This is a genomic window from Gemella haemolysans, assembly GCF_012273215.1.
In the GTDB taxonomy this organism is placed as follows: domain Bacteria; phylum Bacillota; class Bacilli; order Staphylococcales; family Gemellaceae; genus Gemella; species Gemella haemolysans_A.
Genome location: NZ_CP050965.1, coordinates 539,677 through 563,758, shown reverse-complemented (window position 1 = coordinate 563,758; position 24,082 = coordinate 539,677). Strand labels below are relative to the sequence as shown.

General features: G+C 30.1%; 25 protein-coding genes and 1 other annotated feature. Of the genes, 4 read left to right on the top strand and 21 right to left on the bottom strand.

What is annotated here, in order from left to right; genetic code table 11:
- Positions 1-13 precede the first annotated feature (13 nt).
- From rpoB to FOC48_RS02740, 6 genes are all read right to left on the bottom strand, one after another.
- The gene (rpoB, locus tag FOC48_RS02765; protein ID WP_003146328.1) at positions 14-3,835 is read right to left on the bottom strand and encodes a DNA-directed RNA polymerase subunit beta; all 3,822 of its coding nucleotides are present in this window, start codon (positions 3,833-3,835) and stop codon (positions 14-16) included.
- 150 nt (positions 3,836-3,985) lie between these two features.
- Entirely contained in the window at positions 3,986-4,582 is a 597-nt protein-coding gene (locus FOC48_RS02760) for a class I SAM-dependent methyltransferase (RefSeq protein ID WP_003146329.1), read from the bottom strand.
- 153 nt (positions 4,583-4,735) lie between these two features.
- Entirely contained in the window at positions 4,736-5,098 is a 363-nt protein-coding gene (gene rplL, locus FOC48_RS02755; protein WP_003146330.1) for a 50S ribosomal protein L7/L12, read from the bottom strand.
- A gap of 50 nt (positions 5,099-5,148) precedes the next feature.
- Positions 5,149-5,649 carry a 50S ribosomal protein L10 gene (gene rplJ / locus FOC48_RS02750; RefSeq protein WP_003146331.1) on the bottom strand — a complete coding sequence of 167 codons (501 nt, stop codon included), beginning with the start codon at positions 5,647-5,649 and terminating at the stop codon, positions 5,149-5,151.
- 32 nt (positions 5,650-5,681) lie between these two features.
- Positions 5,682-5,814 (bottom strand) — a sequence feature (ribosomal protein L10 leader region).
- A gap of 84 nt (positions 5,815-5,898) precedes the next feature.
- On the bottom strand, positions 5,899-6,636 hold the full coding sequence (locus FOC48_RS02745) for a MerR family transcriptional regulator (protein ID WP_003146332.1): 738 nt from the start codon (positions 6,634-6,636) through the stop codon (positions 5,899-5,901).
- A 128-nt stretch (positions 6,637-6,764) separates the two neighbouring features.
- Entirely contained in the window at positions 6,765-7,292 is a 528-nt protein-coding gene (locus FOC48_RS02740) for a QueT transporter family protein (RefSeq protein WP_003146333.1), read from the bottom strand.
- Between the two features lie 371 nt (positions 7,293-7,663).
- Here FOC48_RS02740 and rpsT point away from each other — a divergent pair, with 371 nt between their 5' ends.
- Positions 7,664-7,906 (top strand): 30S ribosomal protein S20, encoded by a 243-nt coding sequence (gene rpsT / locus FOC48_RS02735; protein ID WP_003145397.1) that lies wholly within the window; start codon positions 7,664-7,666, stop codon positions 7,904-7,906.
- Between the two features lie 95 nt (positions 7,907-8,001).
- Here the strand turns inward: rpsT and FOC48_RS02730 are convergent, their stop codons facing one another.
- The 6 genes from FOC48_RS02730 to FOC48_RS02705 form a co-directional block, all read right to left on the bottom strand.
- The gene (locus tag FOC48_RS02730; RefSeq protein WP_003146335.1) at positions 8,002-9,186 is read right to left on the bottom strand and encodes a MalY/PatB family protein; all 1,185 of its coding nucleotides are present in this window, start codon (positions 9,184-9,186) and stop codon (positions 8,002-8,004) included.
- A gap of 11 nt (positions 9,187-9,197) precedes the next feature.
- Positions 9,198-10,283, bottom strand: coding sequence for a PLP-dependent transferase (locus FOC48_RS02725; RefSeq protein ID WP_003146336.1), 1,086 nt, complete (start codon positions 10,281-10,283; stop codon positions 9,198-9,200).
- A 257-nt stretch (positions 10,284-10,540) separates the two neighbouring features.
- Complete coding sequence (holA, locus tag FOC48_RS02720; protein ID WP_003146338.1) at positions 10,541-11,521, bottom strand: DNA polymerase III subunit delta; 981 nt, start codon at positions 11,519-11,521, stop codon at positions 10,541-10,543.
- Positions 11,521-13,446, bottom strand: a complete 1,926-nt coding sequence (locus tag FOC48_RS02715; RefSeq protein ID WP_003146340.1) for a ComEC/Rec2 family competence protein — start codon at positions 13,444-13,446, stop codon at positions 11,521-11,523. Before FOC48_RS02715 ends, holA begins: the two co-directional genes overlap by 1 nt.
- Positions 13,447-13,448: 2 nt before the next feature.
- Positions 13,449-13,910 carry a ComE operon protein 2 gene (locus FOC48_RS02710; protein WP_003146342.1) on the bottom strand — a complete coding sequence of 154 codons (462 nt, stop codon included), beginning with the start codon at positions 13,908-13,910 and terminating at the stop codon, positions 13,449-13,451.
- Between the two features lie 2 nt (positions 13,911-13,912).
- Positions 13,913-14,542, bottom strand: a complete 630-nt coding sequence (locus FOC48_RS02705) for a helix-hairpin-helix domain-containing protein (RefSeq protein WP_003146344.1) — start codon at positions 14,540-14,542, stop codon at positions 13,913-13,915.
- 139 nt (positions 14,543-14,681) lie between these two features.
- Here FOC48_RS02705 and FOC48_RS02700 point away from each other — a divergent pair, with 139 nt between their 5' ends.
- Complete coding sequence (locus FOC48_RS02700; protein WP_003146345.1) at positions 14,682-15,050, top strand: PH domain-containing protein; 369 nt, start codon at positions 14,682-14,684, stop codon at positions 15,048-15,050.
- A gap of 77 nt (positions 15,051-15,127) precedes the next feature.
- On the opposite strand, the gene mnmA is transcribed toward FOC48_RS02700, so the two are convergent.
- The 9 genes from mnmA to FOC48_RS02655 form a co-directional block, all read right to left on the bottom strand.
- Positions 15,128-16,240, bottom strand: coding sequence for a tRNA 2-thiouridine(34) synthase MnmA (mnmA, locus tag FOC48_RS02695; protein ID WP_003146347.1), 1,113 nt, complete (start codon positions 16,238-16,240; stop codon positions 15,128-15,130).
- Between the two features lie 2 nt (positions 16,241-16,242).
- Positions 16,243-17,364: a cysteine desulfurase family protein gene (locus tag FOC48_RS02690; RefSeq protein ID WP_003146349.1), complete on the bottom strand. Its 1,122-nt coding sequence runs from the start codon at positions 17,362-17,364 to the stop codon at positions 16,243-16,245.
- A gap of 145 nt (positions 17,365-17,509) precedes the next feature.
- On the bottom strand, positions 17,510-18,571 hold the full coding sequence (locus FOC48_RS02685) for a hypothetical protein (RefSeq protein WP_003146350.1): 1,062 nt from the start codon (positions 18,569-18,571) through the stop codon (positions 17,510-17,512).
- A 26-nt stretch (positions 18,572-18,597) separates the two neighbouring features.
- Positions 18,598-19,410: a phosphotransferase family protein gene (locus tag FOC48_RS02680; protein WP_155801189.1), complete on the bottom strand. Its 813-nt coding sequence runs from the start codon at positions 19,408-19,410 to the stop codon at positions 18,598-18,600.
- Between the two features lie 90 nt (positions 19,411-19,500).
- On the bottom strand, positions 19,501-20,541 hold the full coding sequence (gene tsaD, locus FOC48_RS02675) for a tRNA (adenosine(37)-N6)-threonylcarbamoyltransferase complex transferase subunit TsaD (protein WP_003146353.1): 1,041 nt from the start codon (positions 20,539-20,541) through the stop codon (positions 19,501-19,503).
- A complete protein-coding gene (gene rimI, locus FOC48_RS02670) occupies positions 20,528-20,980 on the bottom strand; it encodes a ribosomal protein S18-alanine N-acetyltransferase (RefSeq protein WP_003146355.1) in 453 nt (150 codons plus the stop codon). Before rimI ends, tsaD begins: the two co-directional genes overlap by 14 nt.
- Complete coding sequence (tsaB, locus tag FOC48_RS02665; protein WP_003146356.1) at positions 20,964-21,632, bottom strand: tRNA (adenosine(37)-N6)-threonylcarbamoyltransferase complex dimerization subunit type 1 TsaB; 669 nt, start codon at positions 21,630-21,632, stop codon at positions 20,964-20,966. Before tsaB ends, rimI begins: the two co-directional genes overlap by 17 nt.
- On the bottom strand, positions 21,626-22,078 hold the full coding sequence (gene tsaE / locus FOC48_RS02660) for a tRNA (adenosine(37)-N6)-threonylcarbamoyltransferase complex ATPase subunit type 1 TsaE (protein WP_003146358.1): 453 nt from the start codon (positions 22,076-22,078) through the stop codon (positions 21,626-21,628). Before tsaE ends, tsaB begins: the two co-directional genes overlap by 7 nt.
- Positions 22,079-22,393: 315 nt before the next feature.
- Positions 22,394-22,984 (bottom strand): nitroreductase family protein, encoded by a 591-nt coding sequence (locus tag FOC48_RS02655; RefSeq protein WP_003146360.1) that lies wholly within the window; start codon positions 22,982-22,984, stop codon positions 22,394-22,396.
- 172 nt (positions 22,985-23,156) lie between these two features.
- Between FOC48_RS02655 and FOC48_RS02650 the strand changes: the two genes are divergently transcribed.
- A complete protein-coding gene (locus FOC48_RS02650; RefSeq protein ID WP_003146362.1) occupies positions 23,157-23,501 on the top strand; it encodes a winged helix-turn-helix transcriptional regulator in 345 nt (114 codons plus the stop codon).
- A 4-nt stretch (positions 23,502-23,505) separates the two neighbouring features.
- Complete coding sequence (locus FOC48_RS02645) at positions 23,506-24,060, top strand: hypothetical protein (protein WP_003146363.1); 555 nt, start codon at positions 23,506-23,508, stop codon at positions 24,058-24,060.
- Positions 24,061-24,082 lie beyond the last annotated feature (22 nt).

Sequence of the window (24,082 nt, the reverse complement as noted above, 5' to 3'; positions counted from 1 at the left end):
TGTCAAATTTTTATTATTCTTCATCTGTATCGTCTTCTACATCTTCATACTCATCTGTATCTGACATTAAAAGACTTGCTAAAGCTTGATATCCTGAAGTTTCTTCTTCAGCTTCTTCTTCTACATCTTCATATTCATCTGTATCAGATAGAAGTAAGTTTGCTAAACCTTGATATCCTTCTTCAGTACTTTGTTCAGAAGCTTCTTTTGTTTCTTTAGCTTCTTCTGAATTTTCTTCGTTGTGATCATGGTTATGTGATTCGTGGAAGTCAATTGTATCTCCTAAATCGATATCACCCATATCTACTTCGTTATCTTCATTATCCATTACTCTAAAGTCCATACCTAAAGCTTGAAGTTCTTTCATAAGCACTCGGAATGATTCAGGTACACCTGGACGTGGAATGTTTTCACCTTTAACGATAGCTTCGTAAGTTTTAACACGACCATTAGTATCATCTGATTTGTATGTCAAGATTTCTTGAAGAGTATATGCAGCACCATAAGCTTCAAGTGCCCATACCTCCATCTCACCAAATCTTTGTCCACCGAACTGAGCTTTACCTCCAAGTGGTTGTTGAGTTACTAATGAGTATGGTCCAATTGAACGTGCATGAAGTTTATCATCAACCATGTGTGCAAGTTTAATCATATACATTACCCCTACAGATACACGGCTATCGAATGGTTCACCTGTACGTCCATCATAAAGAACTGTTTTAGCATCTTTAGCCATTCCAGCCTCAGCAACTGTAGACCAAACATCTTCATCAGTAGCTCCATCGAATACTGGTGTAGCAACGTGGATTCCTAATTGTTTAGCAGCCATACCTAAGTGTAGCTCTAATACTTGTCCGATGTTCATACGAGATGGAACCCCAAGTGGGTTTAACATTACGTCAACTGGTGTACCGTCTGGTAGGTAAGGCATATCTTCTTCTGGTAAGATATTTGAGATAACCCCTTTATTACCGTGACGACCGGCCATTTTATCCCCTACGCGGATTTTACGTTTTTGTACGATGAATACACGTACAAGTTCATTTACACCGTTAGGTAATTCTGCACCATCTTCACGTTTAAAGATTTTAACATCAGCAACTACTCCATCTGCACCGTGAGGTACACGTAATGATGTATCACGTACTTCTTTAGATTTAGCTCCAAAGATAGCATATAATAATTTTTCTTCTGGAGTTTGTTCAGTTAATCCTTTCGGTGTAACTTTACCTACTAAGATATCTCCATCTTTAACTTCAGCCCCGATTCTAATAATTCCTCGTGCATCTAAGTTTCTAAGTGCATTTTCACCTACGTTAGGAATTTCACGAGTAATTTCTTCAGGCCCTAGTTTAGTATCACGAGCATCAGTTTCGTATTCTTCTACGTGAATAGAAGTATAAACATCATCTTTTACAAGACGCTCACTCATGATAACAGCATCCTCATAGTTATAACCATCCCAGTTAACGAATGCTACTACAAGGTTTTTACCTAAAGCTAACTCTCCTTTATCCATTGATGGACCATCCGCAAGGATATCTTTAGGTTCTACTCTATCTCCAACTTTAACGATTGGTTTTTGGTTATAAGCTGTAGAGTGGTTAGAACGTACGAATTTATGAATTACATATGTATCTAAGTCACCTTTAATCTCTTTACCTTCTAGAGTTTCAATTCGACGTACTTTAATTTTCGCTCCGTCTACGTATTCTACGATACCTGGATATTTAGCGATAACAGCCGCTCCTGAGTCACGTGCTGCAAGGTGCTCCATACCAGTACCAACGAATGGCGCTTCTGTAATCATTAGAGGTACTGCTTGACGTTGCATGTTCGCTCCCATAAGTGCACGGTTAGAGTCGTCATTCTCTAAGAACGGAATACATGCAGTGGCAGCAGATACTACTTGCTTAGGTGATACGTCCATGAAGTTCATCATTTCACGAGGTTTAACTGTATTATCTCCTCTAAAACGACATACTACTTCATCATCAACGAAGTAACCTTTTTCATCAACATTCGCAGTTGATTGCGCTACTACGTATTTATCTTCTTGATCAGCAGTTAAGTATTGTACATTTTCAGTTACGTATGGACGTCCTTTCGCATCAAACTCAACTTTTCTGTATGGAGTCATAATGAATCCAAACTCATTTATACGGGCAAATGATGAAAGTGAGTTAATAAGACCGATGTTTGGTCCCTCTGGTGTTTCAATCGGACACATACGACCATAGTGTGAATAGTGAACGTCACGAACTTCCATCCCTGCACGTTCTCTTGTTAAACCACCAGGTCCAAGTGCAGATAAACGACGTTTGTGAGTAAGCTCACTTAGTGGGTTTACTTGGTCCATGAATTGTGAAAGTTGTGAACTTCCGAAGAACTCTTTAATAATTGCTGTAACTGGTCTTACGTTAATAAGTTGTTGTGGCGTGATTTCATTAGTATCTTGGATACTCATACGTTCACGTACAACACGCTCCATACGAGAAATACCTACACGAATTTGGTTTTGTAATAATTCACCAATACAACGTAGACGACGGTTACCAAGGTGGTCAATATCATCTACACGACCGATTAATTCAAATTCAAATCCATCGTTATTTCTACGGTTTTTAATTAATAATAGGTAGTAGTTAATACTTGCTACGATATCAGAAATTGTTAATGTAAGAACATCTTTATTAGGTGCTCCATTACCAATTACATGTAATACTTGATCATCAGTTAATTCATCGATATCGAAGTCATTACCTACTTTAACTTGATTTACAACTTTGAATAATTGTAATTTAAGGCTATCACTTCCATCAAGACTTTCATTCATATCGAATTCAACTACGTTAGCTGTAGTTCCTAATTCTTCATAAATTCCATCAATGATTTCTCGTGTTAACTTAGTACCTTTTTCTACTAAGATTTCTCCTGTTTCTGTATCAACGATTGGCTCAACTAAAATTTGATTTTCTAGGCGTTCACCAACGTGAAGTTTGTTATTTAATTTGTAACGTCCTACTTTAGCTAGGTCATATCTTCTTGGATCGAAGAATCTTCCGTGTAAAGTAGCTTTAGCAGTTTCTACGTTAGCTGGTTCACCAGGACGTAATTTATCATAAATTACTTTTAACGCAGTTCCTGTGTCTAAGTTTTCATCTTTTTCTAATGTATTTAATAGTTCTGCATCTTCACCGAATAATTTAATAATTGATTCATCAGATTCAAAACCTAACGCTCTAATAAGCGTTGTTAAAGGAATTTTTCTAGTTCTATCGATACGAGCGTAAACTAATCCTTTAATATCTTTTTCAAATTCCAACCAAGCTCCTCTGTTAGGAATAACAGTTGTTTTATAGGCATTTGGGATATTTTTAACTTTAAGTTTGTCATCTTCTGTAAAATATACAGAAGGCGAACGTACTAATTGAGATACAATTACACGCTCTGCACCATTGATAATAAACGTTCCAGTTTCAGTCATCAACGGTAATTCACCCATAAATACTTCTTGTTCTTTAATTTCGTCACGTTCTTTATTGATTAAACGTACGCGCACTCTTAAAGGTGCTGAATATGTAGCATCTCGTTCTTTAGATTCATCTACATCATACTTAGGTGTTCCTAATTTATAGTCGATAAATTCTAAACTTAATTTATCATTATTACCTTCAATTGGTGATACATCTTTAAAAACATCTTTTAGACCAGTTTCTAAAAATTTATCATAAGATAACGTTTGAATTTCAATTAAGTCCGGTAAATCAATTACCTCTGATATTCTAGCATAGCTACGTCTTTGTCTGTGCTTACCAAATTTAACTTTTTGCAACTGTGTCACCTCTCAGCTTTTCTCTTAAAAACTAAAAAGAAAATATATACATTTTCTCTTACTTACTTATATAATTTAGGTAATTCCATCTAAAAGAAAATAGAATTACTTGCAATATATCATTTTATCATAGTCATAGCAAGTTGTCAATTATTTTACGGCTTTCAGTATATAGTAACCTTTATTTTTAGTAACTACTTCTACCATAGAAAAAGTCTCTTCTAATAATTTTTTACAACTAGCCATTCCTTGTTTTTTTTGTATAACCACCCAAAGCTCCCCCGAAGCATTTAGATGTTCATAACTATCTGTCATTATTTTATGTACGATTTTTTTCCCAGCTCTTATCGGTGGGTTTGTTAATACTATATCAAAGTTCCCTTCGACATTATCAAAGGAACTACTTTCTAGTACTTCTACTTCATTATTTATTTTATTAAGTTCAATATTTTTTTTAGATAGTTCTAAAACTCTATTATTTACATCTACCATAGTAAACTTAAACGTCGGATATTTTTTTGCTAAAAATATAGATATGACTCCATAACCACATCCAATATCAGCAACTTTAGCATTTTCCTTTTCTGTACTAAAACTTTCTAACATTGTTTTAGTTCCAAAATCAACACTTTCTTTTGAAAATACCCCGTTATCTGTATAGAACTTCAAATTCTCATTTGCTATTGTTGAGTTAATAATTTTTTCACGACTTTCTGTTGTCGGATTATTTGTATAATAATGTTCCATAATAAAGACACCTCTTAAAATGAAAGAAAATAGTATATCCCACAGTTAGACACTTGAGATATACTATTTTTGTTATTATCATCGTATCAAATATTCTCAAATAGAATATTATTGTTTATTTACATCTATCTTTTTATCTACTTAGATTAGAAATTATTTAACTTCTACAGTTGCTCCAACTTCTTCTAATTTAGCTTTGATTTCTTCAGCTTCTTCTTTAGAAACTCCTTCTTTAAGTGTTGCTGGCGCACCATCAACTTTTTCTTTAGCTTCTTTTAGTCCGTCTCCAGTGATTTCACGAACAACTTTGATTACTTTAATTTTTGAGTCTCCAGCGTTAGCTAAAACTACGTCAAATTCAGTTTTTTCTTCAGCAGCTCCAGCAGCAGCTCCACCAACTACAGCTACAGGTGCAGCAGCAGTTACTCCGAATTCTTCTTCAATTGCTTTTACTAAGTCGTTTAATTCTAAAACTGACATTTCTTTGATAGCGTCTAAAATTTGTTCTTTAGTCATTATAAATTTCCTCCGATTTTTAAATTATATATTTTTAATATTGTTGTTTATTAAGCTTCTTGTTCAGCTTTTTGGTCTGCAACAGCTTTAACAGCTAAAGCAGTATTGCGCATTGGCGCTGTTAATACAGATAGTAACATTGAAAGTAATCCTTCGCGACTTGGTAATGTAGCGATAGCTTTAATTTCAGCTTGATCTGCAACTTTTCCTTCTATAACACCAGCTTTTAGTTCTAAGTTTTCGTGTTCTTTAGCGAAATCGTTTAAAACTCTAGCAGGAGCTACAGCATCGTCTGTTGAGAAAGCAAAAGCATTTGGTCCAGTTAGAACTTCGTCTAATCCTTCAATTCCTGCTTGCTCCATCGCACGACGAACTAATGAGTTTTTATAAACTTTAAAAGTTAAACCTTCGTTACGCATGTTGTTACGTAATTCTGTTACTTCCGCAACGTTTAATCCACGGTAGTCAGCGATAACAACTGAAGAACTTGCTTTAATTTCTTCTGCGATTTGATTTACTAACTCTTGTTTTCTCTCAATAGCTTTTGACATTGAACTTCCTCCTAAGTAGATTTATCAATTTCAGTACCATTAAAAAAACCTTCTTGCATGCGAGAACATACAAAAAGGCACATAAGTTTCTTTTCGAATTTTGTCCTCGGTAGGTTAATTAAGGATTTCTCCCCCTACTGTCTACGGTACATTTTCAACTGACTTAGTTATTTTAATATATATAGTTTTATTTGTCAATAGTTTTTTTAATTTTTTTTTTTAAACTCTTTTTAGCATTTTTTTATGTTCTTATTTATTTAATCTGTCACTGCAGTACTTTTCTATTGCTTTAGATGTATACTCTGCTACACCTTCACCAAACTTATCTATATTTTTTTTAAACTCTGGATTATGAACATATCCTTTTCCTATATAAGAAAAAACTTCTATACTACAATCAAAAGCATATTCATTCATATTATTATATAAATCTTCTACCTTAGATTGTACTTCTTTCTCAGCTACATCTACATTTTCATCTTTGAATTTTGCCATTGAACGAAATACTTCATTAAATTCCTCGGTTACTATTTCCTCTCTTCCACTTTGACGCTTTTTAGATTCTTCAATTGTATCTTTACCATATTTTTCTACTGCTTGATTTTCATACTTATTTAAATCCTCTTTTTTAAATCCATTAAATTTTTCTTCTATTGTCATTGTTTGTTCTCCTTTATAATTTCTAATCGTTTTTTCTATATTATGTAAAATCACTTCAAACTTTTCTTTTTCTCTTAAAATTAATTCACGTTGTTGTTCAAGTATTTTTAAATTATCAAAATCACCTTCCAATAATTCTCTTATATCATTTAACTTAAACTTAAGAAATCTATAAAACAATATTTTTTGTAATTTCTCTAAATTTTCCTCAGAATAATCTCTATAACCATTATCTAACTTTTGAGGAATTAGTAAACCAATTTCATCATAATATTGTAATGTTCTTGCACTTACTCCAGTAATTTTCACAACTTCATTTATCCTCATAATCATTCCTCTATAATTTATAATATTTCACTAGTGATATTCTTATTATATACTATGACGTTACGTGAGAGTCAATAATTTATAATAAAAAAATCGCTAGGAGTTTTCCTAACGATTCTATATAAATATTATTCGAATACTTTTTTTAGATCAATCGCTTTGTTTAATGCTTCAGTAATAACAATACCGATAACCATAACGATTACTTGTGATAATAGAAGTGATCCGTAGATAGCTGTAAATGCACCAAACTCGAATGGTACTCTAGCTGAATTATCACCACTAAAAATAGTAATTTCATATGCAATAATTGGCATACAAATAACTAGGTATAAAATAATATTAATGATGTGTCTAGCAATTCTATTTTTTACAAATTTAAAAACAAAAATACTGATTGCTAAAGCTAATCCTGTTCCTAAAGTTCCAAAGAACACATCTACTATACCAAGTGGACTAAAGATATTAGCAATTGCCACTCCTAAAGTAATTGGGAACCAATATTTTTTACTAAACACTACTAATTGTGAAAGTGATTCACTTATACGAAATTGGATAGCACCGTATGAGAATGGTGCGATAGCTAATGTTAATACAACATAAATAGCTGCGATTAACGCTTGAATAGTTAAAACTTTAACTGTATTATTTCTCATTATATCTCCTTATCTTGTTCAAGAGAAAATAAAAAAGTACTGATTTGAGAAACCAGTACTTCAGGTTTTTTTTATAGATGGATCTCTCAAACATCTTTTATTATAATAAAGTCAGAAGACAAATAATCTTACCTATGTAAAATTAAATATCAACGTCATATATACTAACATACATTATAGTCATTAGTCAACTAAAATATAAAAAATTCTAAAAAATAACTTATAGCAAAAAAAGTATAAAAATATCTTGCATTTACAATTTTAATATGTTAAAATGAGGTAGTTGTATCTAACAACACTTAATTCATTGTAATTAAGAATATTAATTAATATTTCTTAGTAATAAAAATAAGGACCAGGAGGTGAATCGAATGCCAAACATTAAATCATCAGTATTAAGCGTAAGAAAAGATGCTAAAACAAACGCTGCTAACACAGCTAAAAAATCTGAAATGCGTACAGCTATTAAAAAAGCTAAAGTAGCTAAATCTGAAGGTGCTGCTAACGCTGCAGAGTTAGTAAACCTTGCTTACAAAAAAATCGATAAAGCTGCTAAAACTAATTTAATCCACAAAAACGCAGCTGCTAGATATAAATCAAACCTAGCTAAATAATTTAAAGACTACTCAGACTTCTGAGTAGTTTTTTTTATTTCCTCAAAAAAAGAAGAATATAGACATGTTGTCTACATCCTTCTTTAAAATTAATACTATCTATTACAATTTTTTATGATTCTTTCAACAGCTTCTTGTATATTTTCTGGACTAGTAGCAAGATTAATCCTTACATAACTATTATACCCTTTTCCAAACCAATGTCCAAAGTCAATTGCTAGTCCACATTCATCTTGAATGAATTGTTTCGTGCTTTTTCCATTTAAAACATTCTCAAGGTTTAAAAATACTAAATATGTTCCTTCCAATGGATAAACTTTAATTTCTGGTACTTTTTGAGCTAATGTATCATGAATTAAATTATAATTGTGTAAAATTGTCGCTTTTAATCCTTCTACCCAATCTTTTCCATCTCTATAACCAGCTTCAAGAGCTATTTGTCCTAATAAACTTGGCTCCGCTCCTAAATTTTCTTTACTAAATTTATCAAATTGTTCACGAACATTACTATCCGGTATTAAAAGTGTCGCATGTACTAGTGAAGCAAGGTTAAAAGTTTTTGATCCTGAATTAGCTACTATTAAACGATTGTTATATCTACCACCTTCTAATGCTAATGCTGAAATTTGTTTATGGTTTCCATATGTGAAATCTTGGTGGATTTCATCAGATAATACAAGAACATCGTGTTTTTCGCAAATTTCAAATACTCTTTTCTGCTCTTCGAACGTCCACACTCTTCCGACTGGATTATGAGGTGAACAATGAATATATAATTTAACATCATTTTCTCGAATCTCTTTTTCGAAAGTTTCAAAATCTATCTTGAATTTACCGTCTTCTTCTAGTAATGGAGATTCCACTAACTTTCTACCACTATTTCTTATAGAATTAGCAAAAGGATAGTATACTGGTGGCATTATAATAACTGCATCTTCTTTTCTAGTATACGCTTTAATCACCCATAATATAGCTTGAACTATACCAGGAGCAAATCTTATCCATTGTTTATCTACTTCGAAATCGTATTTTTCTTTATGCCAGTTTTTATATTCATAATAGTAACTTTCTGGTAATTTAGTATAACCAAACACTCCATGAGCAACACGTTCACTCAACGCTTCTCTAATACTTTCGGGAGTTTTGAATTCCATATCAGCTACCCATAAAGCTAGTAATTCAGGATCACCAAATCGTTCTTCCAAAGCATCCCATTTTAAACTATTTGTATTTCTTCTTTCAACATAGTATTTTTTTACAAATTCTTCTACTCTAGTCATTTTTTCTCCCCCTATGCTTCTAATGCTCTTAGAAAATCTTCAACTAAATCTTCAGCATCTTCTACACCTACAGAAATTCTTAGTAAATCTGGAGTAAGTCCATAAGATAAACGTAGTTCTTCTGGTATATCAAAATGAGTTTGAGTAGTAGGATAAGTTACTAATGTTTCCACACCACCTAAACTTTCAGCAAAAGTAGCAACTCTTAATGAACGTAAAAATTTATCAATTTTAGTAGCATCATTTAATTTGAAACTTAGCATAGCTCCTTTTTTAGGATATAATACTTCTTTCACTTCAGGATGTTTCGCTAATTCTTCTGCTAATATTTTAGCATTTTTTTCTTGTTGATTAAAACGAAGTGGTAATGTTTTTAAACTTCTAACAAATAACCAGCTATCGAATGCCGATAAGACTGCTCCAGTCGTATTAGAAATCCACGCTAATCTTTCTCCAATTTGTTCGTCATTTGTAATAACAGCACCAGCAAGTATATCGTTGTGACCTGTTAAATATTTAGTTGCTGAATGAACTACAATATCAGCCCCCAAAGCTAATGGTTTTTGTCTTAATGGTGTTAATAATGTATTGTCGACTATTAACAACGCATTTTTTGATTTAGAAATCTGTGCAACCTTCTCTATATCAACTTCCTGCATTAATGGATTAGTTGGTGTTTCTATAAATACTGCTTTAGTATTATCTGTGATTTTATCTTCAAGATCTTTTTCATCTGTAAAATAAATAAATTTTTGTGCACCTTTACGTTCTAACTCATCAAAATATCTAAAACTTCCTCCATATAAGTCTCTAGACACTAAGAATTCACTATTTAAATCAAATAGTTCAAAAACTAGTTGAATAGCACTCATCCCTGAACTAGTCGCTATCGCACTACACCCTTCTTCAAGTTCACATAAACCTTCTTCTAAAATTGTACGAGTTGGATTTTTAGTTCTCGTATAATCATATCCTGTACTTTCTCCTAATCCAGGGTGAGCATAAGCTGTCGATAAATATATCGGTGTCACTATTGCTCCAGTCACCTTATCTTTTCTGTTTCCTAATTGAGCTAATTTAGTTTCTATTTTCTTCATTAAACAATACCTCATTTTATTTTTCTATTTTAACATTATTATTATATCACTATATCAAATTATAATAAATAAATTTATCTGAATTTTTTGTTTTTTTCGAAATATTATTTATTAATCACCAATCAATTATCTGAATAAAAAATAAATGATTATCTGAACTTGTTTCAAATAACCATTTATTATGTAAATTTAGATACCGATAAACCATTTAAAAAATTTAAAATATTCAGGGTAACTAGTACTCCAAAAATTTATTTTTATTTTAATTCATCTATCAATTTATTAATATAAAGATCTAATATTATGTATTTATCCATATATGAAGATTTCAATAATTTATCATAATCAGCTGATAATATTAATGTTTTCATAATTTTATCGACACTATAATTTCTGATCCCTTGTGCTGCCAACTGCACTCTATACGGATGGACAGCTAACTCCTTCGCTATGTCTTTTTGTGAATAATGTTCATTTAGAAGTACTTTCACCTTATAATACATTCTTAATTGACCGCTAATTAAAGATAGCAAGAATATTGGTTCTTCTTTTTTTAATACTAATGAATTATATACAACTCTCAATTTAGCATAATTCTTCCCAAACAATTCATTGGTTAAGCTAAAAACATCATATTCTAAACTTCTAGTTGCTAATAATTCTATATCATCTCGAGTTATTATCTTCTTCTCATCACAATATAAAAGTAGTTTTTCCAATTCTTTTTTTATATTTGCAAAATCCAAACGAGTGTAATTCACTAGAAATTCCGCATCTACTTTAGAAATTTTCATATCATGCACTGCCACTGTTTTCACGATGTACTCTGAAATCTCCTTCTCATTAAAGTTAGAAAATTCTTTAACTTCTCCCGCTTCTTTAATCTTCTTTATTATTTTCTTTCTACTATCAATCTTATCCGGTATTTTTAAAATTAGCACAACCTCTTCATTAATATTCTCTAAATAATTCATCAATGCATCAACGTTATGTTCTACTTTAATTTTTTTAGGTTTCGCTAATAAGAAATTACAATTTTCGGCAACAACAACTTTTTCATTCCCAAATAATCCACTACTTCTACATTCATAGACTAATGTTTCTATTGTATTTTCATGCATATTAATTTTTACATAATTAAATTCATCTAGTTCTTTAAGATATTTTTTCGCTAAACTTTTCTCGTAATCATTAATAGCTTCAAAATTTTCTCCATATATCACATAGATATTTTTCATCAATCATCTACCTCAATCTCAAATTCTCTATACTGATTTTTCACCTTTACTTTTTTATCATAATAATAAACAGAAGTATTATCCAATTTCATCTCAGTTCCATTATTCAAAACGATATAATCTGTTTTCTTATATTGAGTTATATCTTTTAATTCTAATAATTTTCTATTCACACTATCTACTACAACAATCTTATTTACTAAGCCATCTGCTAATAAATTTGTCGCATATTCACTTTTATTTTTCTTGGCTGAAGTAAGTAGTAAGTAATTGAATCTATCCTTACCTTCATAATTCAAGAGTGAATCATATTCATTCATTATATCATAATCTCTATCTTTTTTTCTGTAATCTGTATAAAAATTTTTCATATTACTTGATGTATTTATTATCATATTATTTCTATTTTCTCTAATATAATAAACATTCTCTTTTCCTATTTTTAGCTCCTCTATATAATTTCTAGGAATATAACTTGTAATAAGTAATATTATAGTGACTGTCATAACTCCAGTTGCAGCTCTTAAATATTTAGATCTATTTAATTCTACCATAATATATACAATTACTATAAAAATAACAATTATTACAAATATACTTTGCTTTCCAATTCTTAACGGTTTTACATATAAGAATACTTCTTGAAGTTTATCGAAAATAGTAAAGGTAAAATTCAATAACGGTTTACACAAAATATTGAATATAGGAATACTTATTAAAAATATAATATAACTTATTAATACTAACGGGAACAATACTATACTGAATATTGGAACTAAAACTATATTACTTAGTACAGAAATATAAACTATAGTATAAAAATTATAAAGTAATATCGGCACACTTGCTAATGTAGAAATAATACTAATCCTCAAAGACATATGTAGTTTATTTCTAGAAGTTTTAATATAACTTTCTGACATCAATAAACTAAATGTTATAAAAAAGGATAATTGAAAACCAATATTAAAAGCATATAACGGATTGTAGAATAATAAGATTAAAAATGTAAGAAGTAAACTATCCAATTTATCAATACTTTTTATTCTGAAAATTATATATAATATAATCATAAAACCCGCTCTAAGAACAGATGCACTAACCCCACTTAATAGCATATATAACGGAATTATAATTAAGATTATTTTTTCGATATGATCAACACTCACTTTAAGTTTCAATAAAATTAAATATATTAGTGATATAAGTACCCCAATATGTAAGCCAGAAATTGCTAATAAATGACTAGTACCTAGGTTTTTAAAAGAATTAATTTCATCTCTCAACAAATATCCTTTATCACCAAATATCAAAGCTTGAAAATATCCACTTTTATCAAAGATAAGATCTCTATCTATCTTCAAACTCATTCTGTTCCTAAAGGTTTTGAATTTAAAAAAAAGAGAATCTAAATGCTTAACCTCAGATATTTCATTAATAGAAACTTTTTTAAAAATTCCTCTGTTTTCATTATACTTTTTATAATCAAAAGAATAATAATTAGTTTTACTTGGAACATCTTCAATATTAGCAACTACAGATAATTTTCCTCCCCAAAATTTTTCTTTAAAAAATCTCTTCTCTTCTTCACTCTTAATTTTATAATTAATTAGTACATTCTCTCCTCCAATACATCCAATTCCCGACATATAATCCCCATTAATACTGAACCTGTCAGAAATCACTAGTTCTAGATTATTATTTTCAACATTATTTAAATGAGAAATATTAGTTTTTTGTTCATATGCTCCCCGAATAAAAAAAGCTAAGAAGACTATTACACAAATAATAGTTTTCCTAGCATTAAGATTTTTATTTTTCCAAGTTATTAGTAGAAAAATAACAATACATAGCATAGATATCATTAAATTATAATTTAATAATATCGCCCCTAATGCTAGTAAAGAAAGTTGTAAATATATCATTACTATTTATCTAGTAACCTTTCTACTACATTATTTACGTCGTAATCTATTTTTCTTACGACAACTCCTGATTTTTCTAATAACTCTCGAGCATATTCATTATTTCTATAATCATTTGCATAGCAAATTTCCTTTATCCCTGCTTGAATGATAGATTTTGTACAATTCAAACATGGGAAGTGTGTAACATAAATTGTTGCACCTTCAGTTCCAACACCGAATTTAGAACATTGTAAAATAGCGTTTATTTCGGCATGAATCGTTCTAACACAATGCCCTTCCACTACTTTGCAACCAACGTCTATACAATGTTCATCACCCTTAATCGAACCATTATAACCACCTGAAACTATTCGTTTATCTTTAACTATTGTCGCCCCAACAGATAACCTGCTGCAAGTCGATCTAAGCGAAAGCAGGTGACTTTGAGCCATAAAGTACTCATCCCAACTAATTCTTTGCATAACTATACCTCTATTTTATCTTTAATTTTTTCAAAAGTAGCTTTTCCTATTCCTTTTACTTTTGTTATATCTTCTTTCTTTTTGAAATCCCCATTTTTTTCTCTATATGAAATAATTGCTTCAGCTTTAGTCTTTCCAACTCCTGAGATTTTCATAAGTTGCTCTTTATTAGCAGTATTTATGTTAATTACATCTCCACTAGATGAACTAGTAACACCATCGGATATTTGTTTTGGTTTTTCACCGTGTTTAAGAACATAAATAACCATCTGATCTTTAACTTTTTGACTTAAATTCAAAGTAGAAGTATCAGCATCTTCTAATAAGCCACCAGCTTCTTCAATTAAATCTTTTACCCTTTTATCCTTCGTTGTTTCAAATACTCCAGGGTGTTTAACCGCCCCTTTTACATCAACAAAAATTTTGGAATCTTGTTTTTCTTTTTTGTCATCCTTACTTACTTCTGAATTTTGAGAATTAGAAAAGGTTACATCATTATATTCCTCTGTTTTATCATGACCAAAATACAAAAGTCCTCCAATTATAACAAGTAAACTACAGAGTAATGCCAAAACAATCGCCTTAACATTTTGTTTAAAAAATAAAACAACGTCTTCTTTATTAATTTTCATATTTCTCCCCCCCTAGTACTAATATTATATCATTAAATTTATTATAATAATACTGAAAACTTAACCTTCTTATTATTTATAATTTATGCTATACTAAGGTAAAAATAAACATTATCATACAATAGATAGGAGAGTTACTATGGCTAACGAAATGAATTTATTAAATTGGACATTCTTCAGAGAAGTCGCTATTCCACAAGATATTGCAAACTTATTGATAAACGGCGAACAACCAGTTGCTGCATTTGCAACAATAAGAGATGTTGCAGTATTTACAGATAAAAGACTTATTGTAAAAGATGCCCAAGGATTAACAGGGAAAAAAGTAGAAATCTATTCTCTACCGTACTCTTCGATATTAATGTGGTCAACTGAAAATGCAGGTAAAATCTTCGACCTAAATGCTGAAGTAGAACTTTGGACTAAAGTTGGAAAAATAAAAATTAATCTAAAAAAAGATATAGATATTCGAAGATTCGATACACTATTAGCTCAATACATACTATAATCTTATTACTTAAAATTAAAAAACTAAAAATCCTAAAAATTAGAGATTTCCTCTAACTTTTAGGATTTTATTAATTATTAAAGTTGAAGTTTTTTTCCGTCTTTATATACTTCGTCAATAATTGCTCCACCTAGACATACATCACCATCATAGAAAACAACCGCTTGTCCTGGAGTAACAGCACGCACAGGCTCTTTATAAACAACTTTTACTTTGTTATCCTCTAATACTTCTACTTCTACTTCAGTATCTGGTTGACGATATCTGAATTTTGCAGTACATGTAAATTTATTAGGTTGTGGATTTTTAGTTGTAAATGATAGTGAACTTGCTAGTAAGCTATCTGAATATAGTTTTTCATTGTGGAAACCTTGGCAAACATACAGTACATTATTTTCAAGGTCTTTACCACATGCAAACCATGCTTCACCTTCAGTATCTTTAGTTCCACCAATACCTAATCCATGACGTTGACCGATTGTATAGTGCATTAAACCGATGTGTTCTCCACGGATATTACCATCTAAGTCAACCATTTTGCCACCTTGAGCTGGTAGGTATTGAGATAAAAATTCTCTAAAGTTTTTCTCACCGATAAAACAAATACCCGTTGAGTCTTTTTTCTTCGCTGTAGCAAGACCCGCTTCTTCAGCAATTTTACGAACATCTTTTTTCTCAAGTTCTCCTACAGGGAATAAAATATTTTTAATTTGGTGTTGTTTTAATTGAGATAAGAAGTAAGTTTGATCTTTATTATTATCAACACCACGTAACATTAAACGTTCTCCATCCACATCTTTTACTCGTGCATAATGTCCAGTCGCCACGTAGTCTGCACCTAAGTCTTCAGCATATTCTAAGAAAACTTTAAATTTAATTTCTTTATTACACATAATATCTGGATTTGGTGTACGACCTTTTTTATATTCATCTAAGAAGTAAGTAAATACTTTATCCCAGTATTCTTTTTCAAAGTTAATAGAGTAATAAGGAATATCTAATTGTTCACATACTTTAATTACATCTTCGTAATCTTTTTCTGCAAGACAAACTCCTCTATCATCTTTTTCTTCCCAGTTTTTCATAAAAACACCGATAACATCATAACCTTGTTGTTTCAAAAGATATGCTGTTACAGATGAATCTACTCCACCACTCATTCCAACTACTACTTTTTTGTTGCTATTCATTATTAGTTCCTTTCTTTTATTCTTTTCTCTAAAGTTACAATCTTTTCAATAACTTCATCAATTAATTCTCTGCTAGTATCAAATCCTACACTAATTCTAACAGAATGTGCAGCACGTTCAATATCATACATTTCTGTAATTATACGACTTCCTTTAATGTTCCCTGAACTACAAGCTGATCCACCAGAAATATAAATGTCACGAGCATCTAGATACGTAATAAGTCGTTGTGCTTCAATATTTTTAAAGTATATATTCAATATATTCGGCAATGAATTCTCTATAGATCCGTTTACTTCAAATTCAACTCCATTTTTTTCAAGTTCTGAAATAAAGTAGTTCTTCAGTTCTCTAAGAGCTGGAATTGAATTTAATGTCTCTGACAAACAGTCCTTAAGAACTAATATACCTAATAAATCGGTCGTCCCGGAACGAAGACCATTTTCCTGACCTCCACCTAATAATAATGGTTCAACGTCTCCATCTTTTGCATATAAAAATCCAAAGTTATTAAGTGAACCTAATTTATGCGCTGACGCAGAGGCAAAATCCAATCCTAATTCTTTCACATTAATTTCAACTTTTCCTAATGCTTGAACAATATCACTATGTAATAGTATATTTTTATCTACAATAAGTTCTGAAACCTCTTTTATAGGATTTAATACCCCTGTTTCATTATTTGCTAACATAATTGAAATTAACACCGTCTTGGAATTAATCTTATCTTTTAATTCCTCTAGTGATATAGCACCACTTTTATCTACTGATAATTCATGAACCTTAAATCCAAATCTTTCAAGTCTCTTAGCACTAGCTTTAACAGATGGATGTTCTATAGATGAAATTATTATTTCTCCTGTTTCAAATCTAGTTAATACATGATTAAATACTGTATTATTACTTTCAGTACCCCCAGAATTAAAAATTATTTCATTACTACTTGCATTTAGAGTTTTAGCTATTTTCTCGCGGCCTTCACGAGCTAGCCTATCATTTTTCTTTCCTAGAGTATGGCTACTACTTGGATTAGCATAGATTTCTTTTAGTATATTCATATTCTTTTCTATAATATCAAAATGTTTCCTTGATGTTGCTGCGTAATCTAAATAAATATTCGCCATATCATCGCCTCCTAATATTAATCATATTATATTTTAACATAAATAATGGTCAAATAAAATCAAAACCACTTTGTAATATAAATTTATTAGTTATAAAAATTATCACTCCCTTTCTTATCAATATAGAAAGGGAGTAATATTAATTTTATTTAGTTATTTCTCTAAGTTTACTTATGACTATTATTAAGATTGCTAATACTCCTGAAACATACAACAATATATTTTGTTCCTCTAAAATAGGAGTATTAATCACTCGTGGTTGAGTGTATGCTAAATAACAAAACGTCATTGGATAAAATAGAAGTTTTGCAGATCTTGTATCATTAATTTTCTCTAATACTCTAACACTACTTACAATCAGAACAGTTATCAGAATATACATCCAATCAATTGGTAGTTTTCTGAAAAAGTAGGCATGTATAATACAAATAAAACTTATGAAAGCTATTATTTTAAAGATTATTATGTATACTTTATACATAAAATCCGCAGAATTTTTTAATTTGAATAAACCATTAACAATAATTAAAATTAAAATATAAGTACTTATAGTAAGTTTAATTTCATTACTAATATTGTAGTTAGATCCTTGTGTAATAAATGTTGAAATATTCATATATATGTACATTATTATAATCGGAATATATGTCCAAACATACGCTAGGAATTTACTATTTTCAAAATATGGTACTTCCCATTCCCAGATGTACTGTCTATCAATTACTTCAAGAACAAGGGCATTTAAAAATGTTCCTGCTATTAAATTAAAAAGAACCTCTTCAAAATTTCCACGAGCTAACATTAACATTATAAAATTAACAATTACAAACAATCCGACTCCCAAGAAACCTGCAAAATATATCACCATCATTGCTGGTGAATTTTTAGAAGCACTCTGCCCGTATTTATTAAGATATTCTGTATTTTCTACTACTAAATAATTATATATATTTGAAATATTTGAATTATCTTGTTTATTTTTTAATATACCAGCCAACAAAGATCTTACAGGGAAAAATTCAATTTTTGTAAAATCTATATTACATATTTCTGTCCAAAAATCATCATTCATTTCTGAATCCTTAGAAACTATTTTTGACAGTTCTCTCATACTTTTTAAATCATTAACGTTTTCTTTCAACTTATCAACTAAAAGTAATGCTTGTCTACGACTTTCTTCTAGTTTTTCTTCACTAATTCTATTCACTCTTAAACTCTCCTATTCCTTAATAGTTATTTAAAAAAATAATTTTCAACATCTTCTAACATTTTTAATCCTAACTCCTCAAATTCTTTATCTTTAACACGTTTGGTATAGTTTAAAATACCTAATGCCGAGATAAAAATCATGCAGTACTCTAGTTCCTCAGAAAGCACTTCCTCATTTGAATGTTCATAATAATGTTTTAAAAAAAGCTCTTTTTTTAATTTATCATTATCTAAATCTTGATAAAAATATTTAATGAAATCTAAATAATAACTAGCATATTTAACTCTTTCGAAATCTATTAATACTAAATTATCGTCTTTTCTCATAATATTTCTAAGACCAAAATCTCCATGAATTAAAACTAATGTTTTTTCATACTCTTCATCTAATTTACTAATATTTTTTAGAAACTTAGAATGAAACTCACTTATTTTAGTATACTCTTTTCTATCAGCTAATCTATATACATTTTTTTCTAGAACTTTTTCCAATGAAATTTCTTTGTCATTTTCAATTGAGAGCCAATTTCCTCTATGAAAATCAGATATTAGCTCTGCTATTTTTATTATATCTTCATCATTTATGCTTTCCTTATTTAGTGGGGTAAAGTCTTCATATTTCAATACTAGTGCAAAATACTCAGGAAAATTTAGTAAAAAATTACTTTTATTTCTTAAAAACTTATACTCTGGTCTATATTTCAATGGATCTTTAAAAATTTTAACGAATACTCGTTGTCCTAATCTTTTAGAAAATCCTATAAAATGCTTATTTTCAGAAATATGATTTATTTGTTGCAAATTAGTATCTAATAATTCTTCAAGTTGTCTTTTCATAATTACACCAAAACAGTTATAAAAAGGGAGTGACTCAAAAATCATGCTTTTGAAAAAATCAATTTTGTCGAGTCAGTTCCCTTCTAATGTTTATCCTCTAACTTCTTCTAAATCTAATGTTGACTTCGCATTTAGCGTTAATGGATTTGCAAATATATTATTTTTATAATAATAATATCCCGCCGCTCCCATCATCGCCGCATTATCACTACAATAACTCATTTTTGGAATAAGTACTTCTACCCCTAATTGTTGTTCTAGCTCTATGACTTGCTTACGAAGTTCGCTATTACCTGCAACCCCACCTGCTAAAATCAACTGTTTAACACCTAGATTCGCAATAGCTTTTTTAGTTTTTGCGATTAAAACTTCTACTACCGCCGTTTGGAAACTGCAAGCTAAATCTTCAGGTACAATCTCTTCACCACGTTGTTTTGCATTATGTACAAAATTAATCACCGCTGATTTCATACCTGAAAAACTAAAATTATAATCATCACTATCAATCATTGCACGCGGGAATTTATACTTATCTTCACCCAACTTGGCTAGTTTGTCTACTTTAGGACCACCAGGATACTCAAGGTTTAACTGTCTCGCGACCTTATCGTACGCTTCACCTACAGCATCATCGTGAGTAGAACCGATTATTTCAAAATCAAGTTCATCTTTTAAATAAACTAGTTCTGTATGTCCCCCACTTACAACAAGAGCTAATGATGGATAAACTATATCATTGTCTATATTACTAGCATAAATATGTCCTGCAATATGATGTGCACCTATTAATGGTTTATCTAAAGCATAACTTAATGTTTTCGCAACATTAACACCAACTAGTAATGAACCTATCAATCCAGGTCCTTGTGTTACACAAATTGCGTCTACATCACTCAGAGCAGTTTGCGCTTCTTCCAAAGCTTCTTCAACTATTTGCATTACTACTTCTATATGTTGTCTACTTGCTATTTCAGGAACAACTCCTCCAAATTGCTTATGAGTTTCAATTTGACTACTTACGATATTCGAAAGCACTTCTTTTCCATTTTTAACTACCGCTACACTTGTCTCATCACAACTTGTTTCTATAGCTAAGATAGTTACATTATCTAAATTTTTAAATTCTTTCATTACTAAAATCCCTTACCATTACAAAAGCATTTTCGCCATTGTTTTTGTAATAATTTTTTCTCATATCAACTGTTGTGAAGCCAGATTTTTCATAAACAGTTATCGCAGGCATGTTACTTACACGAACTTCAACGATCGCTTTTTTTACACCTTTTAATTTTAAAAGTTGCATTACATAAGTGAAGAAAATTTGTCCTAATTTTTTATTTTGATGCGGTTTATCAACAACTATCTTATTAACCTGATATTCATCAGCAACAAGCCAACCACCACAGAATCCAATGATTTCACCATCATTAAATAATCCGTAATACTCTGCGTTCTCATGTTCCAGCTCAGACTTAAACATTTCTTTTGTCCATGCATCTTCAAAATTATCTACATCTATTCTCGATAATACATCTAAATCATTAACATCAACTTTATTTATTTTTATCATTTTCAAGTTCCCTTTCTGCTTCAGTTTTTCTTAAGTATTGTGGTTTCATATTATAACAATCCACATCTTCTAATGAATCATAAATTTTTAAAACATTAGCTGCACGAACCATATCATTATTTTTTGAACCTTCTAAAAGAAGATCATTTAACTTTTCTATATCTTTACTAATATAGACAAATTCATCACTTTGAGATGATAAAAAGTTATTAATTTCTTCAAGAGAGTAGTATCCTTCTTTCAGTATCTCTACTAATTTTCCTTCTTCATTTTTATATACAGCTCCAAAAACATTACCACGACGAGCATCGATAAATGGAACTAATAATTTGTTACTATCAAACTCTAATAAAGCCTGTAATTTTAAAGAAGATACTTTCTTCAAATTAATCTTCAGTGTGTAAGCTAAAGTCTTACAAACAGCTGCGACTACACGAATTGCTGTATACGATCCTGGTCCTTCACTTGATATAATTTCAGTTAAATCCGTTTTTTTCTTATCCGCTTCTTTTAAACAATTATCGATTTCTTCTAAAATTACTGCTGATAAATTATTACTACATACAAAGCTTTTTTCTGCCAATACTGTTTCATTATCAAAGCATGCTATTGAACATACTCCATTAGAAGCCTCTACTATTAAACTTACCAATTTTCACGAATCCTTTCTTCAATTTTTTTATATTCACCACTAGAAATAATTTCAACTTCTCTGTAATCTTCTACTAAGCGAATATTGAAAATTAATCTTTCATTTGGTAAGAATTCTTCAATAAATTTTCCCCATTCAATAATACTAACATTATCTTCAAAGAAAATATCTTCAAATCCTAAGTCCTCATCACTATCCTCTAAACGATAAGCATCAATATGATATAATTTTCCATTAGGATACTTATACTCTTTCATTATATTAAAAGTTGGTGAATTAACTACACTTCTTACTCCTAAATATTCTGCTAAATATTTCGTAAATGTTGTTTTACCTGCGGCAAGATCACCATTTAATAAAAGTACTAATCTACCTTTTATACCTTCACTAACAATTTTCGCTAAACGTTTAGTATCTTCTAAATCTCTTATAACTATTTTTAACATTGTTAAACCTTCTAAATTTTTAATTTATTTACCATCTACTATAATACCATATTTACCAGTATATTCCAACAACTAACAGCGTAATTAGTAACGTAAAAAAATGGGAGTGACTCATAAAACGTGATTTCTTTGAAATCAATTTTGTAGAGTCACTCCCACACAGTTTATTAGATATCTAAAAAGCTTTTGCAAAGCGAATTTAGATATCAATAAACCACTGCGTCTATGAGTTTTCATGTAAACTATTTTTAAAATCTAGTACTTTTGAGTAAGCACTGTTATTATTACTCATTTAATCTGTTGTTAAATTAAATATTATTTTACTACTCTTACTCTTGAAGTTCTTTCAATTGGTGCAACTTCTTGTAATTTTTCACCAAATGGCATTTGAGCACGTAGTACTAAGTTAGCTGGAATATCCCATTCTGCAGCAACTTTTTCATCAATTACTGGGTTATAGTGTTGAATGTTAGCTCCAACTCCAGCTTCTGCTAATGCATTCCAAACTGCAAATGATGCAATCCCTGTTGATTGTTCTGACCAAATTGGGAAGTTATCAGCATATGATGGGAATTGTTCTTGAAGACCTTTCACTACATCGTGATCTTCGAAGAATAAAATTGTTCCGTAAGCTGCTGCGAAACTGTCAATTTTACCTTTTGTAGCTGCTTTAGCTTCTTCATTTGGTAAGAATTTTTCTAATTCTCCAAAAGTAATATCCCAAAGTTTTTGGTGATTTTCTCCTAATAATACTACAGCGTGTGCAGTTTGTGAGTTAAAAGCACTTGGTGAATGCTTAACCGCATTATCAATAATTTCTAATGCTTCTTGTTCTGAAATTGGTAAGTTCTTACCTAACGCATATACACTTCTTCTATTTTGATATAAATTTTTTGCTTCTGTCATTATTATGTCCTCCATTTTTTAGCTATTGCTAAACTTTATTATTTGTTTTATAATTGTTATATATATTATTATAATATTTACCCAAAAAATAACAAGTACGTTTTTTTATAATAGTAAGTATCTTTATAGATAGAATTGTATAATATCAATGGAATTTTAAGGAGATTTTTTTATGGAACAACAAGAACCTTTTGGAAAATGCCCTTTTTTTACAACTCAAAAAATATTATCTGGAAAATGGACAATCCTTATTCTTCATCTTCTAGAAGATAAAAGTGTTAGATTTAATGAGTTACAAAGATCACTAGGGACAATTACCCAAGCTACATTAACAAAACAATTAAAGCAATTAGAACAAGATGGATTAATAAACCGTAAAGTTTATGCTCAAATTCCACCTAAAGTTGAATACAGTCTGACAGATATTGGAAAAAAATTCCAATCAGTACTTAATGAATTAGAAATCTGGGGAAATGACTACATTAATTACTTAAAAGAAAATAGAGAAGCAGTATAATACTATGGATAAACTAAATGAAATCAAATCAAAACTTCATTTTCTTTCAAGTGAACAATTAGATATTATTCATAGACTTATTTCTTCTTGGAATATTAAGGACAATAAAATTCAAACAGATGAAAATCTAGTTAAGAAAGTTTACGAAAGTACAATATCGCCTATAGAAGATCCACTAAAGAATTATTCAAAAGAAGAACTCTTAGAAGAGTATGGAGTATTATTTTACAATCAACAAGACGCTGTTGATTCTAATTTCGGAGAAGTTTCTATTGAATATAATTATGATAATGGTGATGAAATAACCCCACAATCTATTAATAAGGCTATTCAAACTAAGGAATTTAATATTGAAGAATATGCCAATAATGATATTAAGATAGATAATTTGATTTCTAAGTCTTCTGATACTGTTTTAAAGACTACCTCTTCAAACACTGAACTTGATGATTTCGATCCCTTATTTCCAGATACTGATTTCGATTCATTAACTGGTCTAAACAAAAGTAAATACGATGATTTAGACTTTTCAGCTTTAATATCGAAGAAACCTAAATAAAATAATTCTTTATACAGTTATA